The organism is Brevibacillus centrosporus (genome assembly GCF_003710815.1).
GTDB lineage: Bacteria > Bacillota > Bacilli > Brevibacillales > Brevibacillaceae > Brevibacillus > Brevibacillus centrosporus.
In genome coordinates this window covers 169506-192492 of record NZ_RHHP01000006.1, presented here as the reverse complement: position 1 = coordinate 192492, position 22987 = coordinate 169506, and the positions used below count along the sequence as shown (strand labels likewise).

Annotated in this window: 23 protein-coding genes and 2 pseudogenes; 13 read left to right on the top strand and 12 right to left on the bottom strand. The window is 50.6% G+C overall.

The features are described from left to right. Positions 1 to 6: 6 nt before the first annotated feature. On the bottom strand, positions 7 to 1251 hold the full coding sequence (locus EDM55_RS07895; RefSeq protein ID WP_122960026.1) for an amidohydrolase: 1245 nt from the start codon (positions 1249 to 1251) through the stop codon (positions 7 to 9). Between the two features lie 311 nt (positions 1252 to 1562). Next, positions 1563 to 2680 (bottom strand): annotated as a pseudogene (locus EDM55_RS07890) (RNA-guided endonuclease InsQ/TnpB family protein). 120 nt (positions 2681 to 2800) lie between these two features. Between EDM55_RS07890 and nikC the strand changes: the two are divergent. The 9 genes and pseudogenes from nikC to EDM55_RS07845 all read left to right on the top strand — a co-directional run bounded on the left by nikC (position 2801) and on the right by EDM55_RS07845 (position 10879). After that, a pseudogene (nikC, locus tag EDM55_RS07885) lies at positions 2801 to 3704 on the top strand (nickel transporter permease). 13 nt (positions 3705 to 3717) lie between these two features. Next, entirely contained in the window at positions 3718 to 4638 is a 921-nt protein-coding gene (gene nikB / locus EDM55_RS07880) for a nickel ABC transporter permease (RefSeq protein ID WP_122960025.1), read from the top strand. A gap of 12 nt (positions 4639 to 4650) precedes the next feature. Beyond that, positions 4651 to 5673: an ABC transporter ATP-binding protein gene (locus EDM55_RS07875; RefSeq protein ID WP_122960024.1), complete on the top strand. Its 1023-nt coding sequence runs from the start codon at positions 4651 to 4653 to the stop codon at positions 5671 to 5673. A gap of 3 nt (positions 5674 to 5676) precedes the next feature. Further along, positions 5677 to 6669, top strand: coding sequence for an ABC transporter ATP-binding protein (locus tag EDM55_RS07870; RefSeq protein ID WP_122960023.1), 993 nt, complete (start codon positions 5677 to 5679; stop codon positions 6667 to 6669). Positions 6670 to 6914: 245 nt separating this feature from the next. Further along, the gene (locus EDM55_RS07865; RefSeq protein WP_092276215.1) at positions 6915 to 7715 is read left to right on the top strand and encodes a sensor histidine kinase; all 801 of its coding nucleotides are present in this window, start codon (positions 6915 to 6917) and stop codon (positions 7713 to 7715) included. Next, positions 7712 to 8284 carry a response regulator transcription factor gene (locus EDM55_RS07860; RefSeq protein WP_246071009.1) on the top strand — a complete coding sequence of 191 codons (573 nt, stop codon included), beginning with the start codon at positions 7712 to 7714 and terminating at the stop codon, positions 8282 to 8284. Before EDM55_RS07865 ends, EDM55_RS07860 begins: the two co-directional genes overlap by 4 nt. Then, complete coding sequence (locus tag EDM55_RS07855; protein ID WP_122960022.1) at positions 8229 to 9389, top strand: sodium:solute symporter family transporter; 1161 nt, start codon at positions 8229 to 8231, stop codon at positions 9387 to 9389. Before EDM55_RS07860 ends, EDM55_RS07855 begins: the two co-directional genes overlap by 56 nt. A 27-nt stretch (positions 9390 to 9416) precedes the next feature. Continuing rightward, positions 9417 to 10313: a DMT family transporter gene (locus EDM55_RS07850; RefSeq protein ID WP_122960021.1), complete on the top strand. Its 897-nt coding sequence runs from the start codon at positions 9417 to 9419 to the stop codon at positions 10311 to 10313. A gap of 122 nt (positions 10314 to 10435) precedes the next feature. Beyond that, positions 10436 to 10879 carry a hypothetical protein gene (locus EDM55_RS07845; RefSeq protein WP_122960020.1) on the top strand — a complete coding sequence of 148 codons (444 nt, stop codon included), beginning with the start codon at positions 10436 to 10438 and terminating at the stop codon, positions 10877 to 10879. A 59-nt stretch (positions 10880 to 10938) separates the two neighbouring features. Here EDM55_RS07845 and EDM55_RS07840 read toward each other — a convergent pair whose 3' ends face one another. Further along, on the bottom strand, positions 10939 to 11772 hold the full coding sequence (locus EDM55_RS07840) for a carbohydrate ABC transporter permease (RefSeq protein ID WP_122960019.1): 834 nt from the start codon (positions 11770 to 11772) through the stop codon (positions 10939 to 10941). Further along, on the bottom strand, positions 11772 to 12053 hold the full coding sequence (locus EDM55_RS07835) for a carbohydrate ABC transporter permease (protein ID WP_258957938.1): 282 nt from the start codon (positions 12051 to 12053) through the stop codon (positions 11772 to 11774). The genes EDM55_RS07840 and EDM55_RS07835 overlap by 1 nt, the downstream gene beginning before the upstream one ends. A 251-nt stretch (positions 12054 to 12304) precedes the next feature. Here EDM55_RS07835 and EDM55_RS07830 point away from each other — a divergent pair, with 251 nt between their 5' ends. From EDM55_RS07830 to EDM55_RS29910, 3 genes are all read left to right on the top strand, one after another. Beyond that, positions 12305 to 13213 (top strand): hypothetical protein, encoded by a 909-nt coding sequence (locus EDM55_RS07830; protein ID WP_122960018.1) that lies wholly within the window; start codon positions 12305 to 12307, stop codon positions 13211 to 13213. Continuing rightward, a complete protein-coding gene (locus EDM55_RS07825) occupies positions 13210 to 13602 on the top strand; it encodes a hypothetical protein (RefSeq protein ID WP_122960017.1) in 393 nt (130 codons plus the stop codon). Before EDM55_RS07830 ends, EDM55_RS07825 begins: the two co-directional genes overlap by 4 nt. Before the next feature lie 271 nt (positions 13603 to 13873). Continuing rightward, the gene (locus EDM55_RS29910) at positions 13874 to 14074 is read left to right on the top strand and encodes a hypothetical protein (protein ID WP_139228051.1); all 201 of its coding nucleotides are present in this window, start codon (positions 13874 to 13876) and stop codon (positions 14072 to 14074) included. Here the strand turns inward: EDM55_RS29910 and EDM55_RS07820 are convergent. The 5 genes from EDM55_RS07820 to EDM55_RS07810 form a co-directional block, all read right to left on the bottom strand. Further along, a complete protein-coding gene (locus EDM55_RS07820) occupies positions 14036 to 14656 on the bottom strand; it encodes a carbohydrate ABC transporter permease (RefSeq protein ID WP_246071011.1) in 621 nt (206 codons plus the stop codon). The genes EDM55_RS29910 and EDM55_RS07820 overlap by 39 nt on opposite strands. Positions 14657 to 14676: 20 nt before the next feature. Next, entirely contained in the window at positions 14677 to 14859 is a 183-nt protein-coding gene (locus EDM55_RS30830; RefSeq protein ID WP_246071012.1) for a hypothetical protein, read from the bottom strand. Between the two features lie 27 nt (positions 14860 to 14886). After that, on the bottom strand, positions 14887 to 15465 hold the full coding sequence (locus EDM55_RS30825; protein WP_326245023.1) for an extracellular solute-binding protein: 579 nt from the start codon (positions 15463 to 15465) through the stop codon (positions 14887 to 14889). Next, on the bottom strand, positions 15432 to 16010 hold the full coding sequence (locus tag EDM55_RS31395) for an ABC transporter substrate-binding protein (RefSeq protein WP_326245022.1): 579 nt from the start codon (positions 16008 to 16010) through the stop codon (positions 15432 to 15434). The genes EDM55_RS30825 and EDM55_RS31395 overlap by 34 nt, the downstream gene beginning before the upstream one ends. 258 nt (positions 16011 to 16268) lie before the next feature. Next, positions 16269 to 16757, bottom strand: a complete 489-nt coding sequence (locus EDM55_RS07810) for a YdhK family protein (protein WP_092265909.1) — start codon at positions 16755 to 16757, stop codon at positions 16269 to 16271. A gap of 154 nt (positions 16758 to 16911) precedes the next feature. Between EDM55_RS07810 and EDM55_RS07805 the strand changes: the two genes are divergently transcribed. Beyond that, positions 16912 to 17787 (top strand): AraC family transcriptional regulator, encoded by an 876-nt coding sequence (locus EDM55_RS07805; protein ID WP_122960016.1) that lies wholly within the window; start codon positions 16912 to 16914, stop codon positions 17785 to 17787. On the opposite strand, the gene nagZ is transcribed toward EDM55_RS07805, so the two are convergent. The 3 genes from nagZ to EDM55_RS07790 are packed head-to-tail and all read right to left on the bottom strand — an operon-like array spanning position 17734 to position 22898. Beyond that, positions 17734 to 19959, bottom strand: a complete 2226-nt coding sequence (gene nagZ / locus EDM55_RS07800; protein ID WP_246071013.1) for a beta-N-acetylhexosaminidase — start codon at positions 19957 to 19959, stop codon at positions 17734 to 17736. The genes EDM55_RS07805 and nagZ overlap by 54 nt on opposite strands. Next, the gene (locus EDM55_RS07795) at positions 19956 to 21644 is read right to left on the bottom strand and encodes a serine hydrolase domain-containing protein (protein WP_092265911.1); all 1689 of its coding nucleotides are present in this window, start codon (positions 21642 to 21644) and stop codon (positions 19956 to 19958) included. Before EDM55_RS07795 ends, nagZ begins: the two co-directional genes overlap by 4 nt. A gap of 6 nt (positions 21645 to 21650) precedes the next feature. After that, on the bottom strand, positions 21651 to 22898 hold the full coding sequence (locus EDM55_RS07790; RefSeq protein ID WP_122960015.1) for an exo-beta-N-acetylmuramidase NamZ family protein: 1248 nt from the start codon (positions 22896 to 22898) through the stop codon (positions 21651 to 21653). Between the last annotated feature and the right edge of the window lie 89 nt (positions 22899 to 22987).

Sequence of the window (22987 nt, the reverse complement as noted above, 5' to 3'; positions counted from 1 at the left end):
GTCCGATCAAGCCTCCTCAGCGTTCACAGCATCAAGGGCTCCAGCTGCGAGGTTGCCCTTGAAGAATACGGCTTTGCGGTCCGCACGACGCGCCACTGCTTCTGCGGTGCAGCTCGCCTCAACCAATACTAGGCTGGCGCCTCCACCTACTGCAGGCCACAGCTGTGTACCATTTGCGTCCAGCGTCGTTTTGCCTCCTGTAATAAAGCGCAGCGATTGGGACAGGGACAGCTCATCCAGCCAACGGGAGCGTTCAGCCAATCTCCACAGACGCTCCAGCACATCCCCGTTTCCGTACGGCTGCCATGTATCGAAAATGTTGTCGCAACCAACGGCTACGTCGACGCCATTTTGATGCAGCAAAGGAACGGGCGGGATCACGCGGCTGTAAGGCACGCTCGTGATGATCGTAATACCTGCCTCACGCAGAATCGTCGCCATTTCTTCCGCTTCCGGCGCAGGAATGTCACCCAGTGCAAATGCGTGGCTGATCGCCACCTTCCCTTGCAAGCCAGCCTCTACGGTCATCGCCGCCAAGCGCTTCATGGTAAACGTTCCGAGGTGTCCCGGATCGTGCAGATGCAGGTCTACTCCCGCATTTGCCTCTACTGCCAGATCGATCATCTGATGCAGTGATTCCTCGATATCGCCATCCACCATCGCAGGGTCTACCCCCCCGACATGTGTCGCTCCCTGCGCCAATGCCTCGCGCAGCAAGCCCTTTGCTCCTGTACGCAAGAGACCATGCTGCGGAAATGCCACGATCTCGTGGGAGACGCGGTCCTTGTAAGTCTCAAGTGCTTTTTGGACCTCCAGCAGATTGGCAATGCCCACCTCTGGATAAATGTCTACATGTGTTCGGACGTGCGTAGATCCGTACGAGAGCAGTACCGCGAGCAGGTTTTCCGCACGCTCCTGCGTGGTAGTCGGCAATCCGGGGAGCACACGCTTTTCGATTTCGCAGCGCTCAATGATGTTTGCGACTGGAATCACCGCACGCCATTCTTCGCCCAGCAACGTCTTGTCGAGATGCACATGCTTCTCCACAAAGGAAGGCAGTGCCAAGAGTCCGCCTGCATCGCGCTGGTCGATTCCGTCGGATAGCACCTCTGTCGCCGGCGTGATCCGCGCAAATTTTCCGTCTTTTATCAAAATGTGAAACCATGCAGCATCCGTTCCGCTAACGACTCCGTTATCCCGACGATAGCCTGTCTCTAAACGAACATTGGTCAACCAATAGGTAATGCCCATCCACCATCCATCCTCTCTGTTTTGGGTTCTCTCCAAGCCTTTCTCCCCCATTATCAGGCAGGCGGAAAGACTAGATTTGCACAATCTTTACGTCTATTTTCACTATTTTTACGAGTTGTTCAAATTGCCTTTACTTCATACATTTTTCTGATAACTTTGGACTAAGCAAAGGAGGGTTGCACCGTCAACTACTCACCAGTAAATGGGTGAGTTTGTAACTACTCAGTCGTACGAACCTTATTCTCCGACCTCTTTTCGCGAAAGCGTAGTGTTACATCGTGGGCAGGTTGACAACTACCCAACAACATCGGTCATGCCGAAGTTGTCACTTCAACGATGTACTCCATTCCTTTTCGTTGAAGGTTCATGGCGCCAATTCGGTCATCGTTCGACTGGTAATAACATCTAAGACAACAAAATGAATGTTTCTTCTTATTGCGATTGGCTTTGTCGATATGTCCGCACTTTGGACATTTCAGAGAAGTGTAGCGTGGATCCACCACAATCACTTTCGCTCCCATGTAAAGCAGCTTTATACTCAAACTTCTTACGTAACTGATGGAACGACCAAGTGACGGTTTTATACCGATTGTTGATTCTCACTTTCTCTGTTGTACGACGAATGCCTGTTAGATCTTCCAGAACAAAAAGAGTATTTGCTCCATATCGCTCAACGAGTGCCTTTGATACCTGATGATTTATATCAGTCATCCAACGGTTTTCTCGCTGTCCGAATCGCTTTAATTTCCTCCGCGAGGAAGCAGTCCCTTTTTGTTGAAGCTGTTTACGGAGACTTTTGAACTGGGATCGTTTGTTCTTGATTGTTCTACCATTGAAGAATTGTGATTTTCCATTGGAGTCGTAACTGACCGCAATATAGTTAATACCAAAATCAATTCCGACAACTTGGTAAATATTTTGCTCGGGAGTGGATCCGAAATCTTTGGTTATGGGAAAGTGCAAAAAGAATTTGCCATGTTTATAAATAAGTTTGGCTGTCCCAAACGACCAGGAACCATCAAAATATTGCTCCATTCCTTTTGTCTCGAATGGAATTTTAACACGACCTTGCAAAGTGTTGATTGAGAATAATCCCTTTGTAAGTGAATAGTCACGATTCCACACGAGGTCAAATTCTGGCTTTTTGAAATGAACTTTAGTCCAATCGCGGCTATTACTTTTCAAAGACTCATACCGAGCAATCACCGTTTTCATGACAGATTGAGACATTTGAGATCGTAACAAGAATTGTTCTCTCAACGCTCTGTAGGTCAATGCATGTAACTTTGATAGTACACACTTTCATTTCAAAAACTATAGTGGAGACGAAGTTACAGCCATCTCGGTATACGCGCAGAGCATCGTGTAAAAGGGTTGCTTATTCAGATGTTGGCTTGATTTTTACTTTTGCGGTAATGGTCACTTGCATTCCTTATCACCTTTCTTTCATAACCAGTATAGAACATTCGTTCCCATCACTCAAGAATGAAAGGGGAGAAGGCGCATTACTCTTAGCCACTCTAGTGGCAAGGCTTTAGCGCCGTTATTCATGAAGGTTGAGTACGCTACGCCAACCAATCAAGCCATTCCACCCAAAACTGCGGCTGCACGCCCAGGCAGGTGGCGCACTTTTTATCGCAAGCTTCGCAAAAACAAACTTGCCATGGTCGGCGGCTTTATCGTTGTGTTTTACATCGCGATCGCCCTGCTGGCACCGCTCATCGCTCCACATGATCCGTATGCCATTGATCTGTTGGGCAAGCTTAAGCCGCCATCCGCTGAACATTGGATGGGAACAGATGACAAAGGCCGCGATGTATTAAGCCGCCTCTTGTACGGCACGCGCTTGTCCATGTCCGTCGGTTTTGTCGCCGTATTTATCGGAGCATTCTTTGGAATCATCCTCGGACTCTTGGCTGGCTACTACGGCAAATGGGTAGATACTGTTATCTCCCGTGTCATTGATGTTCTCATTGGCATTCCCGGGTATCCTGCTTTCTCTGGCAATTGTAAGCGCACTCGGACCAAGCTTGTTCAACGTGATGATCGCCGTCGGTGTGTTTTCCATTCCCGTATTCGCCCGGATCGTTCGCGGTTCTACCTTGACCGTGAAGAAGCTCGAGTACATCGATGCGATTCGCTCACTGGGCGCCAGCGATTTCACTATCATCTTCAAACATATTTTCCCAAACATTCTGTCACCGATTATCGTTCAGGCAACCATGCGCCTTGCAACAGCGATTCTGTCGGCAGCCGGACTTTCCTTCCTCGGCTTGGGTGCACAACCTCCCCTGCCGGAATGGGGTGCCATGCTGAGTAACGGACGCGACTTTTTGTTTACGGCTCCTTACCTCGCCATGTTCCCTGGGCTTGCCATTTCGACGCTTGTTCTCGGCTTCAACATCTTCGGAGACGGCCTGCGGGACGCTCTCGACCCACGGATGAAACAATAGGAGGGAATGCTCAATGTTCGTCTACATGATACGTCGCTTGCTGCAGATGATTCCCGTCCTGCTCGGTGTTATTCTGGTCGTTTTCCTGATCATGCAGATGGTCCCTGGTGACCCTGCTGTCCTGCTTGCAGGGGAAGGCGCATCTGCAGAAACGATTGCCAATATCCGCACACAGCTCGGTCTTGACCAGCCTGTCATGGTTCAGTACTTCCATTATGTAACAGATGTTTTCACTGGTGATCTGGGAACTTCTCTGCGTTCGAATCTGCCCGTGTTTGACGAGATCATGGCTCGTCTGCCCGCTACGATCGAGCTTGCCATCGCCAGTATTTTTGTCACCATCGTTCTCGGTATGATCGCCGGTATCATCTCCGCGACCAAGCAATACTCTGCTGCTGATATCACGATCATGATCGTCGCCCTGCTCGGGGTATCCTTGCCAAGCTTTTGGCTTGGTCTGAGCCTGATCTACTACTTCTCGGTCAAACTGCATCTTCTGCCTGTAGCCGGTTGGGGTACATGGAAGCACGTGATCCTGCCAGCTATCACGCTCGGAGCAGGGGGAGCCGCTATCGTGGCACGGATGACTCGCTCCAGTATGCTGGATGTCGTTCGCCAAGACTACATTCGTACAGCGAAAGCAAAAGGTCTGCGCGAGACAGTCATTGTTTACAAGCACGCCCTGAAAAACGCGCTCATCCCGATCATCACCGTAGTCGGTCTGCAATTCGGTTACCTGCTCGGCGGTACGGTTCTCGTCGAATCCGTCTATGCGATTAACGGCTTGGGTCGTTTGATTGTCGACGCGATCCGCATGCGTGATCTGCCAGTCGTCCAAGGCGGCGTCCTGATCGCCTCGATCATCTTCGTTTTCGTCAACCTGCTCGTCGATGTCCTGTATCGCTATTTCAATAAACGAATTGACTTGAACTAAGGAGGGAGCACCATGCCGGGACAACAAGAAAAAATCCTGGACGTTCGCAATCTGCAAACGCACTTCTTCACAGACGATGGTGTCAGCAAGGCCGTCGATGGCGTTGATTTCTCTCTGAACAAGGGAGAGACGCTCGGTCTCGTTGGCGAATCAGGCTGTGGAAAAAGTATCACATCCCTTTCGATTTTGCGATTGATTGCCAGTCCTCCGGGAAAAATTGTAGGAGGAGAAATTCTTTTCAAAGGCCAAGACCTGCTGAAAAGATCCGAGCCGGAAATGCGCGCCATTCGCGGCAACGAAATCTCGATGATTTTTCAGGAGCCGATGACCTCGCTTAATCCGGTATATACCGTGGGTGAGCAAATCGCTGAGGTATTGCGCCTACACCAGAATATGGGACGAAAAGAAGCTTGGGATAAAGCCGTTGAAATGCTGGGGCTTGTCGGGATCCCTTCCCCGGAAAAACGCGCTACACAAGAGCCGCATGAGCTGTCCGGTGGTATGCGTCAGCGTGTCATGATTGCGATGGCACTCGCTTGTCGTCCGGAAATTCTCATCGCTGACGAGCCTACCACAGCACTGGACGTAACGATCCAGGCGCAAATTCTGGAGCTGATGAAAAAGCTGCAGGTAGAGCTTGGCATGAGCATCATCATGATCACCCACGATCTGGGTGTTGTTGCGGAGACGTGTGATCGCGTGGCCGTTATGTACGCAGGAAAAGTCGTGGAGTACACCACTGCGAAAAACTTGTTTGAAAACCCTCGCCATCCGTATACGATCGGCCTGATGAACTCCCTCCCCCGCCTCGATGAAGACGTGGAAGAGCTGCAGGCGATCAAAGGGAATGTTCCAAGCCCGTTCAATATGCCAGTGGGATGCCGGTTTGCCCCTCGTTGTCCGCATGCGACACCGCTGTGCGAGACTCGCTTGCCTGAGCTTCTCGAGCAAGCAGACGGCAGCCAGGTACGATGCTGGATGTACACTCCGGAATGGGATGGACAAACGAAGATGGCTACGGAAACGGGGGTATAACACATGACTGGACTCGCTCCAAACGAGAAAAAACCGTTGCTCCAGGTAAACAATCTCAAGCAGCACTTTCCGATCAAAGGCGGCATTTTTGGCCGTACTGTCAACCATGTAAAAGCGGTGGACGATATCAGCTTCACCATTTTTGAGGGCGAGACGCTCAGCATCGTTGGCGAATCCGGCTGCGGGAAATCGACGACGGGACGTGCGATTCTGCGGCTGGATGAACCGACGAGTGGCTCTGTATTGTTCGAAGGAAAAGACCTGCTCGCCATGTCCAAATCGCAAATGCGCGACATGCGAAAAGATCTGCAGGTCATCTTCCAGGACCCGTTCGCTTCGCTCAATCCAAGGCAATCCGTTTCCCAGATTCTTGGAGAAGCTTTGGCGATCCAAAACGTCATTCCTGCGAACAAACGCCGTGAGCGCATCATCGAGCTGCTCAGCTACGTAGGTCTTCGCCCGGATCAGATCGACCGTTTCCCGCACGAATTCTCCGGCGGACAGCGCCAGCGGATCGGGATCGCCCGTGCCCTCGCGATGCAGCCCAAGCTGATCATCTGTGACGAGGCCGTTTCTGCCTTGGACGTTTCCATCCAGGCGCAGGTGCTGAACCTGCTGAAAAGTCTGCAGCGCCAGTTCAAGCTGACGTATTTGTTCATCTCCCATGACCTCGGTGTCGTGCGTCACATTTCCGATCGCGTCATGGTGATGTATCTGGGTAAAGTCGTAGAGATCGCGGATAAAAAATCGCTGTTCGACAGCCCGAAGCATCCGTACACCCAAGCGTTGCTTTCGGCGATTCCGGTACCAGATGTGACCAAGAAACAGGAGCGAATCATCCTGCGCGGCGATGTTCCTTCACCGATCAACCCGCCAACGGGCTGCCGTTTCCACACACGCTGCCCTTATGCTGTTGAGCGCTGCAAGACAGAAGTACCTGGCCTGACGAGCCTGCATTCCACACACCAGGTCGCATGCCATCTCGTTGAACAGTAAATCATTAAAATTGATAAAAAAACCTCTACCGAGGCATGTTCATGGAGGAGCGACCGCGTTTTATCGGAAAGTTTCACCGCCGTAATGCCAGATGCGGACGCTGAGGTACTTCGTTATGCGCTCCAGAATATAAAAACGTTCATGTTTTTATATTCTTTTACGTTAAAAATGAAAAGCAACACCTTCCACATGCTATGATGGACTGTAGCAAATCAAGTGAGAAATCATCGTACAGAAGGGATCTCATGATTAGTTTTGAAGGTTTCACGTTGCTCATTCTGTTCTTCATTTTGGCTCCTATCATAGAAGCTATTGCTTTATTGTTCCTGTTTATTTTTGAGAAGCGGATCGACCTGTTGGAAAATCGAAACGTGAAAATCGAGCTGGAGAAAGAGCTGCAGCAAGCCTTGTACAACCAGCTGAATCAGCAAATCCAGCCTCATTTTTTGTTCAATACCTTGAATGTCATCCTCAGTCTGGCCAGGCTGAACCGGACGCGCGAGCTGGTGCGTGCACTCGAGGTATTGTCCCAGTTTCTCAAATTCAAGTACAAGTCGACGGAGCCGCTCATCTCGCTGCAAAGAGAGATCGACTACACCGAGCAATATTTGGAGATTCAGAAGCTGCGTTTTGGCAGCCGCCTCTCCATCCAGCTCGACTGCGCGGATGATCTGTTATCTGCCTGCATCCCTCCGTTCGTCCTGCAGACTTTAGTTGAAAATGCTTTCAAGCACGGACTGGAGCGCAAAATGGGAGAGGCGCTTCTAAAGATCCGAATCAGCTCGGAAGACGAAGAAGTCCGTCTCGAAGTTATCGATAACGGATCTTCGGGCATGGAAGACCTCTCTCATGAGGCTCCCCCGACAGAGGAACCTCAGCTGGAAAAGAGCGGCCACGGCTTGGACAACATCCGCCGACGGCTGCACTTATGCTTTGGGGACCATGCCCAGCTGTCTTTATCCCCTATAGAAGAAGGCGGAACGCAGGTGCTGGTCGTATGGCCTTTTGTATTATGCGACCCCTATGAGAGTGAGGTGAGAGGATGAACGTGCTGTTAGTGGATGATGAACCGTTGGAGCTGGATCAGCTCGAGTTTCTGATTCAGCCCATGTTTCCCTTGTGGAATCTATACAAGGCAGCGGATGGTAGTCAGGCCATGGCGATCAGCCAGAAGGTGCCTCTTCATCTCGCCTTTCTGGATATCAATCTTCCTGGAAAATCCGGCCTCTCCTTAGGCGAAAAGCTGCGTGCCCAGCATAGTGACATCGATCTGATCATCGTCACTGCCTATCAGGATTTTCACTATGCCAAGCAATCGATCCGACTGGGCGTGGAAGACTATTTGACCAAGCCGGTCATCGAGAGGGAGCTGGTGGAGATCCTGCAAAAGTATCAGAAAAGCCCTGCTCTTGCTGCCTACACGCGAATCATTACAGATGCGATGAACATCATCCACCAGAAATTTGCGGAGAAGCTCAACCTGGCCGATCTTGCGTCAGAGGTGCACATCAACCCTACCTACCTCAGCCGGCGTTTTCACGAGAATCGGCTTCTCTTTGATGGGTGCTTTTGCCCTGATCGCCTTTGGCTGGCTCGGCCGCAAAGTCCGCAGTGATTTGGCTGGCGGAATGACTATCGGTGACTACATGCGCAGCAAGCTGCATCCCTTTGGTTATTGGACCATGATCGCTATTCTGCTCATCACCAGCATCGAGGGCATGTTTGTCCAAGGCATGGCTGGCGGCGTGCTGCTGAACATCCTGTTCGGCTTGCCGATCCCTTTGGGCCTGCTCTGCTTTTTCGTCTTCTGTGTCCTGTTTGCAGGTATTGGCGGCATTCGAACCATTCATCGTTTTGCGAATGTGCAGATTGTGATTACCTTTGCCACGGCGATCTTGATTCCGGTTTACTTTTTTATCGGAAAAGGGGTCGAGCACGTCTTCAACGGCTTGCGGCTCTATCATCCGTACCTGTTGGTGCTGAACAATCACGAGGGCATGCTCTTCATCGTGACGGGCGTGCTGATCGGCTTCGGGCAGGTATTCGTCGATCAGGCGACGTGGCAGCGGCTCTATATGATGGAGGAGAAAAAAGTCGTCCCTACCTTTCTCTTGTCTGGCCTGATCTTTGCTACAATCCCCCTCGCCTTTTCGGCTATGATCTTCATCGTGCTGTTTTCCGGCGGCTTTCATGACATTTTTTCCCTGTTGTTTGAGCTTGTCCGAAAGATCGATACCCTGTTTTTGCTCGTGCTTTTTGTGCTCTGTTCCTTTGGCGCCATCACCTCTGCCTTCGGAGCCGGGCTGCACTCGATGATCAGCCTCATGGTGAACAACGTCTATCAGCTGTTTCGACCGGAAGCGAGTGAGCGGCAAAAAATTCGTCTCGGCTACACCCTCGCAATCGTGACTGGTGCAGTCTCCTTTTGTCTGACGTTGTACTTTACGCCGACTCTGCTCGACCTTCTCTTTTTCTTTGGCATTATTTACGCCTCGCTGTTCTTGCCCGTGATCGTCATCATCCTGACGAGGGGCAGAGCGAGCAATTTCATCATCATCAGTGCCATTGCCGGGCTTGCGAGCGGGTACATCAGCAGGCTGTACGTGGACAACATGAAAGCGATCTGGATCGCGTCGTCTGTCACGGCCCTCGTCCTGCTCCTTTATTTGTGCATCGCCAGCGTACACAAGCACTACATGCGCACGAAAGCCCGTACTTAGCTGCACTTCGGAAGGAAAGAATGTCACATGCTGCGCTCCTATCTTCTGCTCATCTTTTGCGTCACGGCATGGGGGAGCAACTTTGTGTTCGGCAAAATGCTTGTCGCAGAGTTCTCCCCCTTGCTTTTATCCGCCTTGCGCTTGCTGTTCATCACGATCTTTTTGCTCATCTGGGCTCGCGGCCGCCTTTCGATGCCCACTCTATCACGGACGGATTGGCTGCTGCTCGGCACACTCGGGATCGTCGGTGTCTTCATCAACCAGTGGTCCTTTTACAAAGGTCTTGTCACGGCTGACCCGACCACTTCTGCGCTTGTATTGGCTTTGACTCCAATCGTCACGGCAATGTTGGCAGCAATATTTCTGAAGGAGTCCCTGACCCCGCGCATGGCGATCGGTTCTGTCATCGGTACCGCAGGCGTTCTGTTCGTCATCTACAACGGAGCCGAGCTGCATTTTGACGCTGGCATCCTGTGGATCTTTTTGACGATGATCACCTTTGCCATCTCGATTATCCTCGTTCGTCTGCTCGGCCATCGACTGCCGCCGCTCGTCACGACTCTTGCATCCAATCTCATAGGGTTTGGCTCGATGCTGCCGTTCGTTCTGATCAGCGCACCTGCAGCGACCGTCAGTCTTCAGCTTTCTTCGTGGCTTCTGTTATTCGTGACAGCTGTCGTCATGCACGGGATCGTCACCTTGATCTGGAATAGTCAGCTGCAAAAGGTCGGTGCCGCCAAAGCGGCGATGTTCTCCAATCTGGAGCCTTTTATCGCCATGCTCTTCGGTTTTTTCCTGCTTGCCAAGCCAGTCACGTCCATACAGCTGCTCGGTGCGCTTCTGATTATTGCTGGTGTGACATTGACAACGACCTCCAAGGAAGCGACAACAAAGCGAAACGAAAGCCTTTCCTTATCCAACTAAAAAAGTCGGAATAAATAAAGCAGGTCAGTTGTGATTCCCCCTCGCACTCCTTTATACTAGTAAGTATCTGGGTTTCTGGCGGATTAATGATGCATACTACATACAGGCGAGGAGGAGCTTTCATGTCTACCGTCAAGCTTTCACAATGGGAAATGATGCTGCTGGAGACGGCTCGTGCCAACGGTTTTGTCGATGAAGAAATCATCCACAAGCTGCGTACCGACAATCGTCAAGCCTTCGCAGATGTCGAGGGCGGCCGCTACGATTTCAGCGATTTGTTCGAGCTTGCCCAGCAGGATCCATTCACATTGGAAACAGCCATTCGTGAGGGCTATCAAATCAAATTCGCGACGATCAACGGTGTCAAGTTCCTGCTGAACAAACGCTTTGGACTGACTGCCGAAACCGATTATCAGGTACAGGAAACGGCGCTGGATCAAATCCGTTTGACAGATGACGCACTCGCTGACGTACATTCTACGCTTTCTCCAAACTGGCGTATTATCGAGCTGGAAAAACAGCCGGTTCAAAAAGAAACCATCGTTCGGATCGAGCTGGCCCAATAACAGTATGAAAATGAGAAAGAGCACATCCTCTGTGAAAAGGATTGTGCTCTTTTCGGTTCCTACCCTTTTACAGCCCCCTGTGTCAGCCCCTCCACTAGGTATTTCTCGCAAAAGGCGAACAGCAGCATGGTCGGGATCACAGACAGCACGGTGGCTGCCGACATGGCCCCCCACTCGATGTCGTACTTTTTGATGAAAGCATTCATGGCGACTGGGATCGTCTTGACGGACTCCTCGTCGATGAACAAGACCGCCATGATCAGCTCGTTCCAGCATTGGACAAACGCGAAAATAAAGGTCGCGGCAATGCCCGGCAGCATAACGGGTACGATGACCCGAAACAAGGCATGAGTTCGCGAGCAGCCATCTATCATCGCCGCTTCCTCCAAAGCGTTTGGAATCCGCTGAAAAAAGCCGGACATGATGATGGTGCAAAAAGGGATCAGCATCATCGTGTAGACGAGCATCAGCGATACCAGACTGTTAAGGATGTGCATGCGTGACATCATCACGTACAGGGGCGCCATACCGATGAACATCGGGATCATTTGGGTGAGTAAAAATCCGAGCATCACCTGTCTTTTGCCGCGGAAGGAGAAACGCGCCAGCACATACCCGCCCAGCATCGCAATCAAGACGACCACGGAGGAGGCAACCAGCGATACGAGGAAGCTGTTCCAGATGTACACCTGAAAGTGAGAGATCCGAAAGATTTCAATGTAGTTGAGCAGCGTAGCCGATTCCGGCCAATAGCGTATGGGCAGCGCAAAAATCTCCTGCTGTCCTTTGAGCGAAGTAATGACGATCCAATACAGCGGGAAGATCGCGAATGCCAGGAACCCTCCCAGCACGACGACCCTGCCTGTTTTCCACCAAACGTTATCTCGCTCCATCAGAAGTCACCTCCCTTCTCCACTCGTGTCGCCTTGACGTAAAACACCGTGAACAGCAGCAAAATCAGCACGATGATGACACCAATAGCCGATGCCTGGCCGTAGTCCTGTCCGAAAATGACCTTCTCGATCATGAACGTGGCGAAAATATGCGTAGATCCGGCTGGTCCTCCGTTTGTCATCGCGTAGATGATGTCTGGGAAGTTCAAGATCCAGATGACGCGCAAAAGGATCGTCACCAGCATGGTCGGCAGGATGTAAGGCAGTGTGATTCTCCACAGCTGCTGGAAACGACATAGCTAAGCAGAATTGTTACCACTATTTTAATTGTATACATTAGCATGAGCAAATTAGAGTATTTATACTTTAAAAATCAACAGCTTTATAATTTAAAGAACTGGAAAAATGATTATATTAGCATGTAATTATATCTGATTATTGTTGCGATTCAATTAATTACGTGAAGCGAAATATATGTAACTATTTACACGGAAATGAACATCCCATATAATAGGTGATGAAAAAGCAAAAAATGGAAAAGATGGTAAGAACTATGGTTAAGAAGTTTACACCCTTTGCTGTGATTTCTTCACTCGTTTTGTCTTTATTTGTAGTTCCTACATTTGCGAGTAGTGAAAAGACTTTGGATATTGATATCGGTGATAATTACGAAGTGAAAAAATTCGAAGATGGTAGAATTAGTCCAGTTTCGTTTGCTGAGGAACTGAATGAAAGACAGTTAGATAAAATTTTAAGGGAGATGGGTTTTTCTAAAGGTGAAATTGCTGATATGGGTATTACTCTAAAGCAAAGACTTGTATCCGATGGTGGTAAAAGAGTCAAGACGACCCCAGTTAATGCTACATATCGTGTTGGAGATGGGGAAAATGAAGTAACATTTGAGGGGGATAGCATTGAAGAAATAAAAGAACAGTTAAAATCCGAAAAGAAATCCAATAAAAATATCGATCTATTTAGCACTGGCTGGGACCAAGAAGACGATGTTTGGCATGGAAAGACTTATGTAACATGGGCTGGATTAACCGGTACCGGTAAGGAATTCAAATATAATTTTTACGTAGAGTTCGAGTGGGATGTGCCACCTATGCAAAATCTGACTGATCGCTTTGCACTTTATTGGGGAGATGAAGGAACAAAGTATGCATCAGGAGACTGGGCAAATGTACAGGCTCTGGTTCCAGACGATCATTATGGAGGAGGTAAATGGTTAACTGTCCCGGTGGAGAGTGATGAAACCAATTTAGAGGGTACGGATTGGTCTTTTGAACAGGGTGACATCAATACTGCATATGAAATTAGAGGAACGGGCCATGAAGAAATTAGAATTCCTGTAAGTAAAACTGGTGAAACTTTCACATACGCTGGAGCGTATTCTCACCCTTGGTGGACAAATGATATTCAGGGGGAGGATGTATTATGAAAAAAAAAGTAGTACTAATTATTATGCTCCTACTTATGCTTAGTATAATCGGGTTATATCTGAACTTTCAGGCATATAGTAAAACGTATGGGTTTGTTATGGTAACAAACAAATGGGTAGAAAATAACAAATATTTTCTTAGTATTAAGCATATTTGTTTAAATAACGAAACAGAATTTTGTAGCAATGAGAAGACAATTAGAATTGGAGATAAGGTAAACTTGTTAAGCTCCTCTCCTGAAAAGAGTAATACACTTAGTGCTAAAGAGACCTATGATCAAATCGAACAAAATGGTAAGTATGTTTTTAGCTATATTTTCATTGAGGGAAGAATGTGGCCATTAAATATGCCTAATACATTAGTTGAATTTAAACAATACGACAAATAACTATAATCAAAGTAATTTGTTGTTACTGGTCCTTGGAATTGTTCTTAAGGTCATAAAAACAAGCAGTACGGAATAAATACATACGTGTCTCCCCGAGCATAACCCAAGATGCAATTTGTATCATATGAAAAAGCAGCTACTTTTACCGTTAGGTAATTAGAAGCTGCTACTTTTGGTTTTAGAAAGGAGAGGCTTAACTACAATTCATTTGTATATTACAAGCTCTTTGGTTTATATTGGGAACGTACGTTCGCCACAAGGGAATGACCCAATGGTAGAAATATTGACTGTTCCGGATGATGAGAAAATGCGTGACGTACCAGTACTGACGGTCAATCATTTACGCGTATTGCGCTCAGTAGAAATGGGTGCAAGCATGGCTGATCTAGCTGCTGATGATAGAACAAGCCGTTTCGTGAAAGACCTGTACCAGTTAGGCTGGGTGAAGCAGGATGCATCTCTCCGACATTGAACGAAAGATCTTGAGAATCGTTTTTAATTTTTCAGTAGGGCGGAGAAGAACCCCATGACTGGCCCGATCCATCGCGGCTGCTTCGTACAGCTCTTCCGGGATCGATTGCAGCGCCGCCAAAATCATGATGGCGAAGAAAGCCACCCCGTACCAGATGTTCGCGATGATGACGGCCGACATCGCCCAAGGAAAAAACACAAGCGCCTGATAAATTCCTCTGCCACGAAACCTCCGCCGCATCAGTAAGGCGAGAGTCAATCCAAAAAGCAGCTGGAAATACAGCGAGCATACGACCCAGAAAAAGCTGTTAAGCGCTACTCGAGGGAAGTCAGGGCTCGTCACGACATTGACAAAGTTGTCCAGTCCGATGAATTGTATGTTCAACAAATCAAAGAGGGTGTAGTTTTGAAAGGACATGACGACTCCGCGAAGAAGCGGATAGTACGTAAAGACAGCTACGAACAGCAGGGCCGGGAAGAGGCACCAGAAAATGAACTGGCCCTCTCCCTTCAGCCGAAACGGTTTTTTTCGCTCTGCAGCCGCCCGCTTATTCGTCATGACGACGGGCTTCTCTGATTGCACCTAGGACTTCCTCCCTTCGCCTATTTCCGCTCTGCTTTTTCTTTTGTCCAATACTCATCCCATTTTTTCAGCAGGTCTTCAGCCGTGATCTTGTCGAGCAAATAGCTCTGAATATCTTTGTCGGCCGCGCTTTGCCATGCTCCCCAGCCCTTGTAATCAACCGGTCTGGAAACGTCGATGAAAACGTCAGCTTGTGCGTTCATATCGATGAAGGCTTTGAAATAGCCTGTCTAGTAAAACTCGTCTTCGGCAGCTGATTTGACGACCGGAATGACCGAGGTCCGTTTGGCATAAGTCGTGCTTTGTTCTGGGTCGGAGAGGAATTCGATCAGCTTCCACGCCTCATCCTTGAGCTTGGAATACGCTGTCATCCCCCAGCCTGGACCTCCGACGACCTGCTGCGCCACTCCGGATGGTCCGATCGGAAGCAGAGCTGCCGCCCACGTGCCCTCTTTCATTTTTTCTTTTGCCCCATCGATGACATCCGGGTCCTGGATCAGCATAGCGGTCGACCCTGAAACGAAGCCCTGCACCATCTCCTGGAAGCCCCAGCTGACAGAATCGGCAGGCGATGCTTCTTTATAGAGCTGTTTATAGAAGTTCATGGCTTGCAGAGATTCCGGAGTCGCAAATACGGTACGTCCGTCCTTTAAGAAAAACGCGGACGCAGGATCGACCTCTTTGCCGTTATACGCCCAGATGGTGATCAGCGCATAATCCCAGCCAGTCGGTCCTCCACGGAAGCTGTAGCCGTAGCGGTTTTTCGCCGGGTCTGTCAGCTTTTCCCAGCAGCCAGCAGTTCGTCCCACGTTTTAGGCACCTCCAGACCCGCTTCCTTCAGCCAGTCTGTCCGATAAAACAACACGCGCTGGTACAAGCCATTTGGAATGTAGTACGGGGTGTTATCCACCCAGGTCGCCCGTCGCTTGGCGATATCCGTCAGCTGGTCGTAATTTTTCCATTTGTCCGTGTACGGCTTCAGATTTTCAATAAAGCCGTTCATGGAAAACTGCTTCGCATTGAACTCACGCACCTCCAGCACATCGAGCTTTTCTTTGGCCATCAGCATCTGGGTAATTTTCTGATCGACCCCTTCAAACGGGGGGAAATCAAATCGACCTTGATGCCAGGATTTTTCTCCTCGAACTGTGCCAGCAATTCCTTGAGCAGCTCCGTTCTCTGTGGACTCGTGATACTCTCCACCATCTTCAGTGTAACGGTCTGCCCAGCTTGACCATTGCCTCCACGCAGAGCTAGCTGCTGGCGTATTGCTGGCAGACTTGCTACACCCGGCGACTAGCCCCACAGACAGAGCCAGACTCAGTACAGCCGAGAACCATTTGGAAACTTTCATACACAAACCCCCTCAATCTACGAATGATTGCCAGTGTGTTTGCATTGTACTAAATATTCAGAATAGTAAGCTTCAATATATTCACCTCTTTTTTCACTTTCTCTACCATTTATTGATTTTTTTGCCGGAGTCTTCACAGCGGTTATACTGAAGAGGTAGCAGCCTTTTCTTCCCCCAAAAAGAAACGGCAGCCCGGACCGAAGAAAAGTCCAAGACTGCCGCTATTGCTCACGATTCTATTTTCACTGCTCAGGGTCACTACGGCTTGGCAATCTCGCTTTCGATGACCCACTTGTGGTTCTTCACTTCTCCGCCGCCGGTCGTTGGCGTATAGTCAACCATGTAGACCGTAGTGGATTCTGCCGATTCGATTTTGGCTGAGGCATCCATCATTCCTTTTTCGTGATCGGCTTTCAGAATGACCTCTGTTCCCGGCTTATACGCGGTTGTTTTGTGATTTTTGATTTCTTCTTGAATGATCCATTTATGGTTGGTCACTGGCGCTCCACCTGTTGTAGGCGTGTAAGTAACCGCATAGGCCGTCGTATCGTAGGCAGCAACGATCTTGCCTTTTGCCCCTTTCATCCCGGGCATATGGTCTGCATGGATGATCACATCACTACCAACGGGAAAGGCCGCTTTTTGCACATCCTTGACCCCTTCTGGTGCCTTGGAAGTGTCCGCACCGCAAGCACTCAAGCCCATTGCAGCAACGAGCATCAACGTAATCAGTCGCAGTTTTTTCATTCAAAAACACCTCCATTTTTCATAGTCGTCCACATGAACAGTATACACATTGTGACGAGCTTGTCCAAATTCGCCCCGTCTTTCCTGTGCACGGATAGTCGGAGCTCTCCCTTCAATCCCTGCTATTCTACTAGATGAAAAGGAGGTCTGCCGTATGGATTTGCTGGAAAAGCTGAATGACGCCCTCTCGTACATCGAGGATCATTTGACAGAGGAAATTGATTTTCGTGAAGTGGCGAGGCTGGCGGTTTGTTCCGAGTATCATTTCAAGCGCATGTTCCCGTTCCTCACTGGCGTGTCGCTCTCCGAGTATATCCGTCGCAGAAGACTGACTCTCGCCGCTTTCGAGCTGTCAAATACGGACGCTCGCATCATCGACATCGCAGTCAAATACGGATACAGCTCTGCTGATGCTTTTACGAGGGCGTTTATCGCGCTGCACGGAATCACTCCCTCGGAGGCGCGCCGTCACGGCCATGTGCTAAAAGCTTATCCACGCATGACCTTCCATTTATCGATACAGGGAGGTACAGAAATGAACTATCGAATCGTGGAAAAAGAAGCGTTCACCATCGTCGGCATCCAAAAACGAGTCCCCATTCAATTCGACGGCGTAAATCCAGAGATTGCCGCCATGTGGGCAACGCTGGATGAAGCTGCTATTCACCTGCTGAAGAGTCTGTCCAACGTCGAGCCTAACGGGCTGCTCAGCGCTTCGACGAATTTTTCGGAAGGGCGGATGGACGAGAAGGGAGAGCTGGACCATTACATCGGTGTAGCCACGACAGACGCATGCCCAAGTCACCTGACTGCACTCCAGATTCCCGCTTCGACCTGGGCGGTATTCGAGGCAATCGGTCCATTCCCGGATACACTGCAAAACGTGTGGGGACGAATCTATTCCGAATGGTTCCCCTCCTCGATCTACGAGCAGGCGCCCGGTCCTGAAATCTTGTGGAACGAGCACAAGGATGTCTCATCCCCTGTCTTTCGCAGCGAAATATGGATTCCGGTTGCGAAGCGAGCCTAAATAATGAGAAAGCTCCAGCTGCCCATGCTGGATCTTTTGGCTTGCCCTTCGGCTATTCATTCTCCCCGTTTGCTCGTAGGATAACCCATGTCCATACGGATACAGGACATTTCCTTTTCCGTCCGGGATCGTCACTGGCAGTCTTCCCCTCGGCTGATTTCCGCCAAAAAGGGTGTCCGCCATTGCGGCAAAGCTGGCTGTGCGGTAGCCGTATTGGACGAGGTACGCATCGACCAAAGGATAAGCCATGATATCGTAGGGATTGCGGATGGCTACGCCTACTACAGGCCCTACCCTCTGCTCGATGAGTCGCCTGTACTCTTTCATGAGCGGGTCCTCCATAGACCGGCCCTTTACATCCGAAGTGTAGGAAGCGAGAATCACCGAATCTGCCTGGATCACCTGCTTCCACTGCTCTGGGGTAAAGCCTTTGTTTCCTAGGTGGACAGGGGTTGTTTGGGCGTGATATATCTGAATCGCTTCTGCCAGCTTGTCGACGTACTCCTTGCCCACTACTGCAATTTTCTGGGCTTCCGTCAGCTTCAGCGGCAGCACACCGCTGTTTTTCACCAGCGTGATGGAGCGCAATGCCGCTTCCGCCTCTACCTGCCTATGCTCTGCCGATCCATTCACTTCCCTCGCTTTCATCTGCTTGACCTCGATGCTCTCTGGGTCTTCCTCTATCAAAATCCCACGCTTGATTTTCAAGGACAGTATCCGTCTGACGGACTGATTGATGCGCTCCTCGCTGATTTTCCCCTTTTTCACCGCGTCCACAATACCGGCTATGACCTTATCCAGTTCAACCGGCATCAACAGGATGTCTGCCCCTGCCTCAATGGCTCGGAGCGAAGCATCCACTGGCCCAAAATGATCGGAAATGGCCTGCATATTCATTGCATCCGTAAAAATCACCCCATCGAAGGCGAGCTGCTCCCGGATCAAGCCTGTGATGACTTTGGGGGAGAGGGTGGCGGGGAGAGCGATTTTTGACCCGTCCTTTTGAGACAGCACCGTTGTCGCATCGATTTTGGGAAAGGTGACATGAGCCGTCATGATCGCGTCCACTCCTGCCGTGATCGCTTGGCGAAACGGCAGCAGCTCCAGCTGCGCGAGTCGTTCGAGATCATGGGGAACCTGAGGCAGACCTAAATGGGAATCGACCGCTGTATCTCCGTGCCCAGGAAAGTGCTTGACCGTTGCCACGACTCCGTTTTGCTGAAGCCCCCGCATATAGGCGACCCCGAGCTCTCCCACCAAATTCGGATCTTCCCCGAACGACCTCACTCCAATAACGGGGTTGTCGGGGTTGTTGTTCACATCCATGTCAGGGGCAAAATTGGTGTTGATCCCCAAGCTCGCGAGCTCACTTCCGATGACGTCGCCAGCTTTCCATGCCAACAGCTTGGAGCGAGCTGCCCCGAGTGCCATGTTGCCAGGCAAATCCGTTCCTTGCTGCAGCCTGGAGACGACGCCTCCCTCCTGGTCAATCGCGACCAGAAGACCGTATTTTTGCGCAAGCTGTTGGTATTCATGTACGAGACGCACCGTCTGCTCTGTATTCCCGACATTCTCCCGAAAAAGAATGACACCACCCACCTGATTCCTCTTGATGGTTTCTGCTACTTGCGGCAGCAGAGTGGTTACGTTTTTCCCTTGCACCCGGCGAAAATCAGGCATCATCATTTGCCCGACCTTTTCCTCCAAGGTCATGTTCGCAATCGATTTGCCAATGACTTGATAGCGTTCTCCCTTTTGCTTGATTACAGTCACCTGGGGTCTTCCCTGCTCCCGGTATACCAGCTCGATCCGATCCTCTACTCTGCCGTCAGAAACAGAAAGAAAGACGGTGCCTTGGTCACTGGTAAAATGAACCACCCCCTGTCGATCGACGGTGGCGACATTCTTGTTTGAGCTTTTCCATTGCAGTCGTCTTGTCACTTTCTCGACATGACCATCCCGATACACATGAAGCGCCTGCAGAGACAGCGTGTCGCCGATCCGCTGTTCCTTGATCTCGGGCAGATTCAAATGAATGAGCAGGTCCGGGATCTGCGCCTGTGCCTTCACATTCGACGGATAACCCGACGTCCCCGTGCTTACGAGTACAGCGAGCAGCACAACCGTACATACGAAAAAAACGGTGTGCATACGACCTTTGCTTTTGGTCATCTGTCTTCCTCCTTCCTCGTTTGCTCCAGCTTCCAGCCTTCCGCCTTCCAGCTGACGCTTAATTCCTCTCCGTTTGGCTGGAGAAGGACAGGCTGATGGAGAAACCAGCCTCTTCCGTTAATCGTCTCATCTGTCGCGTAGCGGAAACGCACATAGCGCGTCCCCGGCGGCACCTGCAGCGACACCCGCGTCCAGTCGCTCTCGCCTGTAGCCGGGCTTCCGAGCAGCCTCCATTCCTTCCCGTCCACGGAAGCTTCGATGTAGCCGAAATCGTACTCATTTTCCAAGCGATACCATGTGTCAAAAGCAAGTGTGCCGCCCGTCGCCAGATTTGCTGTCGCGGTTAGCGTTGCCTGAGCATCGTCCCCCATTCCCGCGAACCAAGCTCCTTCCTGCCAAGGGATATCAACGGGGATCGAACGGGCGACTTGCCGAAAGACCTGGTTGCGAAGAGGCGTGATCGACTCGGTGTCGCGGATGGGGTGCACCCGGTTCGTAAGCAAGATTCCGATCGTCTCCTGATTGGGGCTGACGACGAGGGAGGTCCCCGTAAATCCGGTATGCCCCATCGATTTGCTGTCGCAAAGTGCGTCCATATACGTACCACGAGCCAGCTCCCACCCGAGGCCCTGCTCGTCTCCAGGAAAGGCTGGCAATTGATTTTCCGTCATCCAGGCGACAGCCTGCTCGGACAAGATCCGCTTTTCTCCGTAGCTTCCTCCATTTAGCATCATTTGCGCGAAAACAGCCAAATCACGAGCTGTGCCGAAAAGTCCTGCGTGACCTGACACACCTCCAAGCGACCAGGCATTCTCGTCCTGCACTTCTCCCCAGACAAGCCCGCGCTTCGGCACAGATTGGTATTCCGTCGCGGCGATATGCTCTCGCAGCTGTCCCGTTGGCTTGTACATGGTATGCGACATGCCCAAGGGTGTAAGGATCTTCGTTTGAATGTAGGCATCCAGTGTTAGTCCAGAGAGCTTTTCTACCACAGCTCCCAAAACGATCATGTTCAAATCACTATAAACATAGGCGCTTCCCGGCGGTTGGACGAGTGGCTGATCCAGCACGTACTGCATCCGCTCTTCCCGGTTTTTGCCTTTCTTGAACAGGTGGATGTACGCCGGAAACCCTGACGTATGCGTCAACAGCTGGCGGATCGTAACTTGCTGCTTTCCGTTTGCTGCAAAATCAGGTAAATAGCGGGCGACTGGAGCATCCAGCTGAAGAAGTCCTTGATCGACGAGCTGCATTACGGCTGTCGAGGTAAACAGCTTGCTGATCGACGCCAGATCAAAGATGGTGTCCGTCTGCATGGCAAGGGGCCGCTGCATGGGCGTGAACTCATCGTCCTTGTATTTAGCCGCGAAGCCATATGCCTGCTCTTTGACGATTACCCCTCTTCTCGCCACAAGCATGACGGCACCGGGTATCTGGTTTTGCCGGATGGCAGCTTCAAGTTGCACATCGATTTCGCGAAAAGGCTCCTCTGCCATCCCGACCTCGGACAGTTTACCTGACCGAAGGATGTTCAGCGATTTGCCGGGGCCATCCCAGGCATGGGAGATGGGCTTCGCCACGGGCTTTGCCTTTTTTTCTCCTTCAGGCCCATCCATCGCGAGAGTTGACCACGTGTTGACCATGCAGAGGCACAGCATGATGACAGCGCCTGTGCGTTTTTTCATTCTTCATCACTCCGAGCTGTACAGCAAAAAAAGCTTTCGCTGGTTTTCAAAGCTATGCAATCTGTCCTGCCATTGGACCACGATCTCGTCCACAGAGGTTCCTTGGTCGATCGCTTTGCGGACCGCGTCCGTCCCGATCAGCTTGTCGATAAAGTGGTCATGACGCCAGGCAAAATGCTTCGGATACTGCTTTTTCACTTCTACGATCACAGAGAGGGCTGTACGGATGGGATCATACGCCTCGCGATCCGTCACATAAAACTGCACCCCGCCTACGTTTTTGCCTGCGTGCTTGGAAAAGGCTGGCTGAAAGTACACCTCTCGAAACGCAACGCCGGGCAGCTTGAGCAAATTGAGTCTCTGCGCGAGCTCCCAGCTGTTGATATAAGGCGCCCCGATCCATTCAAAGGGTCGCGTCGTTCCCCGTCCCTCTGACAGGTTGGTCCCTTCAAACAAGCCGTTCCCCGGATAGACAGTCGCCGTATCCACTGTGGGCATATTCGGAGAGGGCGGCACCCAGGGCAAGCCTGTTTCTTCATAGGACATCCCCCGCTTCCACCCTGTCATGGGGATGACGGTCACTTTCGCTTTTGCACCAAACTCCTTTTCCAGATACTGCTTTTGGATATATCCAGCAAGCTCACCTACAGTCATCCCATGGCGAACAGGAATGGGATAGAGTCCCACGAAAGACTGGTACGGCGGCTCGAGCACAGGACCCTCCACCTTTTCGCCGCCGATCGGATTGGGGCGATCCAACACGATAAAAGGCTTGTCAGCGATGGCCGCTGCTTTCATCGCATAAGCCATGGTGGCGATGTACGTGTAAAAACGAGAGCCGACATCCTGAATATCGTAGAGAACCACATCGACATCGCGAAAAAGGCGAGCAATCTCTTTTGGCTTCTTTTCGTACAGATTATAAAAAGGCAGGCCCGTTTTCGGATCGCGGAATGAGCCGGTTGCCTCACCTGCTTGTTCGGTTCCACGGACCCCGTGCTCCGGTCCGTACACGGCAACCAGCAAAAGCTTTCGGGCAAGCAAAGCGTCAACATCATGAACGAGATTCCTCGTAACCCCCGTTTGATTCGTGATCAAGCCGATCCGTTTTCCCGTGAGCATTTCGGGATTTTCCAGCAAACGTTCGATCCCGGTCTGGACGATGGGCGTATCCTGTTTGGCTGCTGCCCCCCTCGAAACCGAAACAGCCAGAAGCAGCGTCAGGAAGAGCCGTACTCCTACGGATAACCTCATCCTCTTTCACCTCAAGTATTTTCTTCTCATTATGGGTTACTTTTGATGCGGGCAACCCTTCCCATCAGGTGAGTCCAAACATTAGAAAA

What these genes read in the sequence shown, in the direction of transcription:
- EDM55_RS07795 (WP_092265911.1), bottom strand. Translation starts at nt 21,644, where the DNA reads ATGAAAAAACGCACAGGCGCTGTCATCATGCTGTGCCTCTGCATGGTC.
- EDM55_RS07850 (WP_122960021.1), top strand. Translation starts at nt 9,417, where the DNA reads ATGCTGCGCTCCTATCTTCTGCTCATCTTTTGCGTCACGGCATGGGGG.
- EDM55_RS30830 (WP_246071012.1), bottom strand. Translation starts at nt 14,859, where the DNA reads ATGAACGCACAAGCTGACGTTTTCATCGACGTTTCCAGACCGGTTGAT.
- EDM55_RS07845 (WP_122960020.1), top strand. Translation starts at nt 10,436, where the DNA reads ATGTCTACCGTCAAGCTTTCACAATGGGAAATGATGCTGCTGGAGACG.
- nagZ (WP_246071013.1), bottom strand. Translation starts at nt 19,959, where the DNA reads ATGACCAAAAGCAAAGGTCGTATGCACACCGTTTTTTTCGTATGTACG.
- EDM55_RS07865 (WP_092276215.1), top strand. Translation starts at nt 6,915, where the DNA reads ATGATTAGTTTTGAAGGTTTCACGTTGCTCATTCTGTTCTTCATTTTG.
- EDM55_RS07825 (WP_122960017.1), top strand. Translation starts at nt 13,210, where the DNA reads ATGAAAAAAAAAGTAGTACTAATTATTATGCTCCTACTTATGCTTAGT.
- EDM55_RS29910 (WP_139228051.1), top strand. Translation starts at nt 13,874, where the DNA reads ATGGTAGAAATATTGACTGTTCCGGATGATGAGAAAATGCGTGACGTA.
- EDM55_RS07830 (WP_122960018.1), top strand. Translation starts at nt 12,305, where the DNA reads ATGGAAAAGATGGTAAGAACTATGGTTAAGAAGTTTACACCCTTTGCT.
- EDM55_RS07875 (WP_122960024.1), top strand. Translation starts at nt 4,651, where the DNA reads ATGCCGGGACAACAAGAAAAAATCCTGGACGTTCGCAATCTGCAAACG.
- EDM55_RS07895 (WP_122960026.1), bottom strand. Translation starts at nt 1,251, where the DNA reads ATGGGCATTACCTATTGGTTGACCAATGTTCGTTTAGAGACAGGCTAT.
- EDM55_RS31395 (WP_326245022.1), bottom strand. Translation starts at nt 16,010, where the DNA reads ATGAAAGTTTCCAAATGGTTCTCGGCTGTACTGAGTCTGGCTCTGTCT.
- EDM55_RS07840 (WP_122960019.1), bottom strand. Translation starts at nt 11,772, where the DNA reads ATGGAGCGAGATAACGTTTGGTGGAAAACAGGCAGGGTCGTCGTGCTG.
- EDM55_RS07860 (WP_246071009.1), top strand. Translation starts at nt 7,712, where the DNA reads ATGAACGTGCTGTTAGTGGATGATGAACCGTTGGAGCTGGATCAGCTC.
- EDM55_RS07870 (WP_122960023.1), top strand. Translation starts at nt 5,677, where the DNA reads ATGACTGGACTCGCTCCAAACGAGAAAAAACCGTTGCTCCAGGTAAAC.
- EDM55_RS07790 (WP_122960015.1), bottom strand. Translation starts at nt 22,898, where the DNA reads ATGAGGTTATCCGTAGGAGTACGGCTCTTCCTGACGCTGCTTCTGGCT.
- nikB (WP_122960025.1), top strand. Translation starts at nt 3,718, where the DNA reads ATGTTCGTCTACATGATACGTCGCTTGCTGCAGATGATTCCCGTCCTG.
- EDM55_RS07810 (WP_092265909.1), bottom strand. Translation starts at nt 16,757, where the DNA reads ATGAAAAAACTGCGACTGATTACGTTGATGCTCGTTGCTGCAATGGGC.
- EDM55_RS07805 (WP_122960016.1), top strand. Translation starts at nt 16,912, where the DNA reads ATGGATTTGCTGGAAAAGCTGAATGACGCCCTCTCGTACATCGAGGAT.
- EDM55_RS07855 (WP_122960022.1), top strand. Translation starts at nt 8,229, where the DNA reads ATGGGTGCTTTTGCCCTGATCGCCTTTGGCTGGCTCGGCCGCAAAGTC.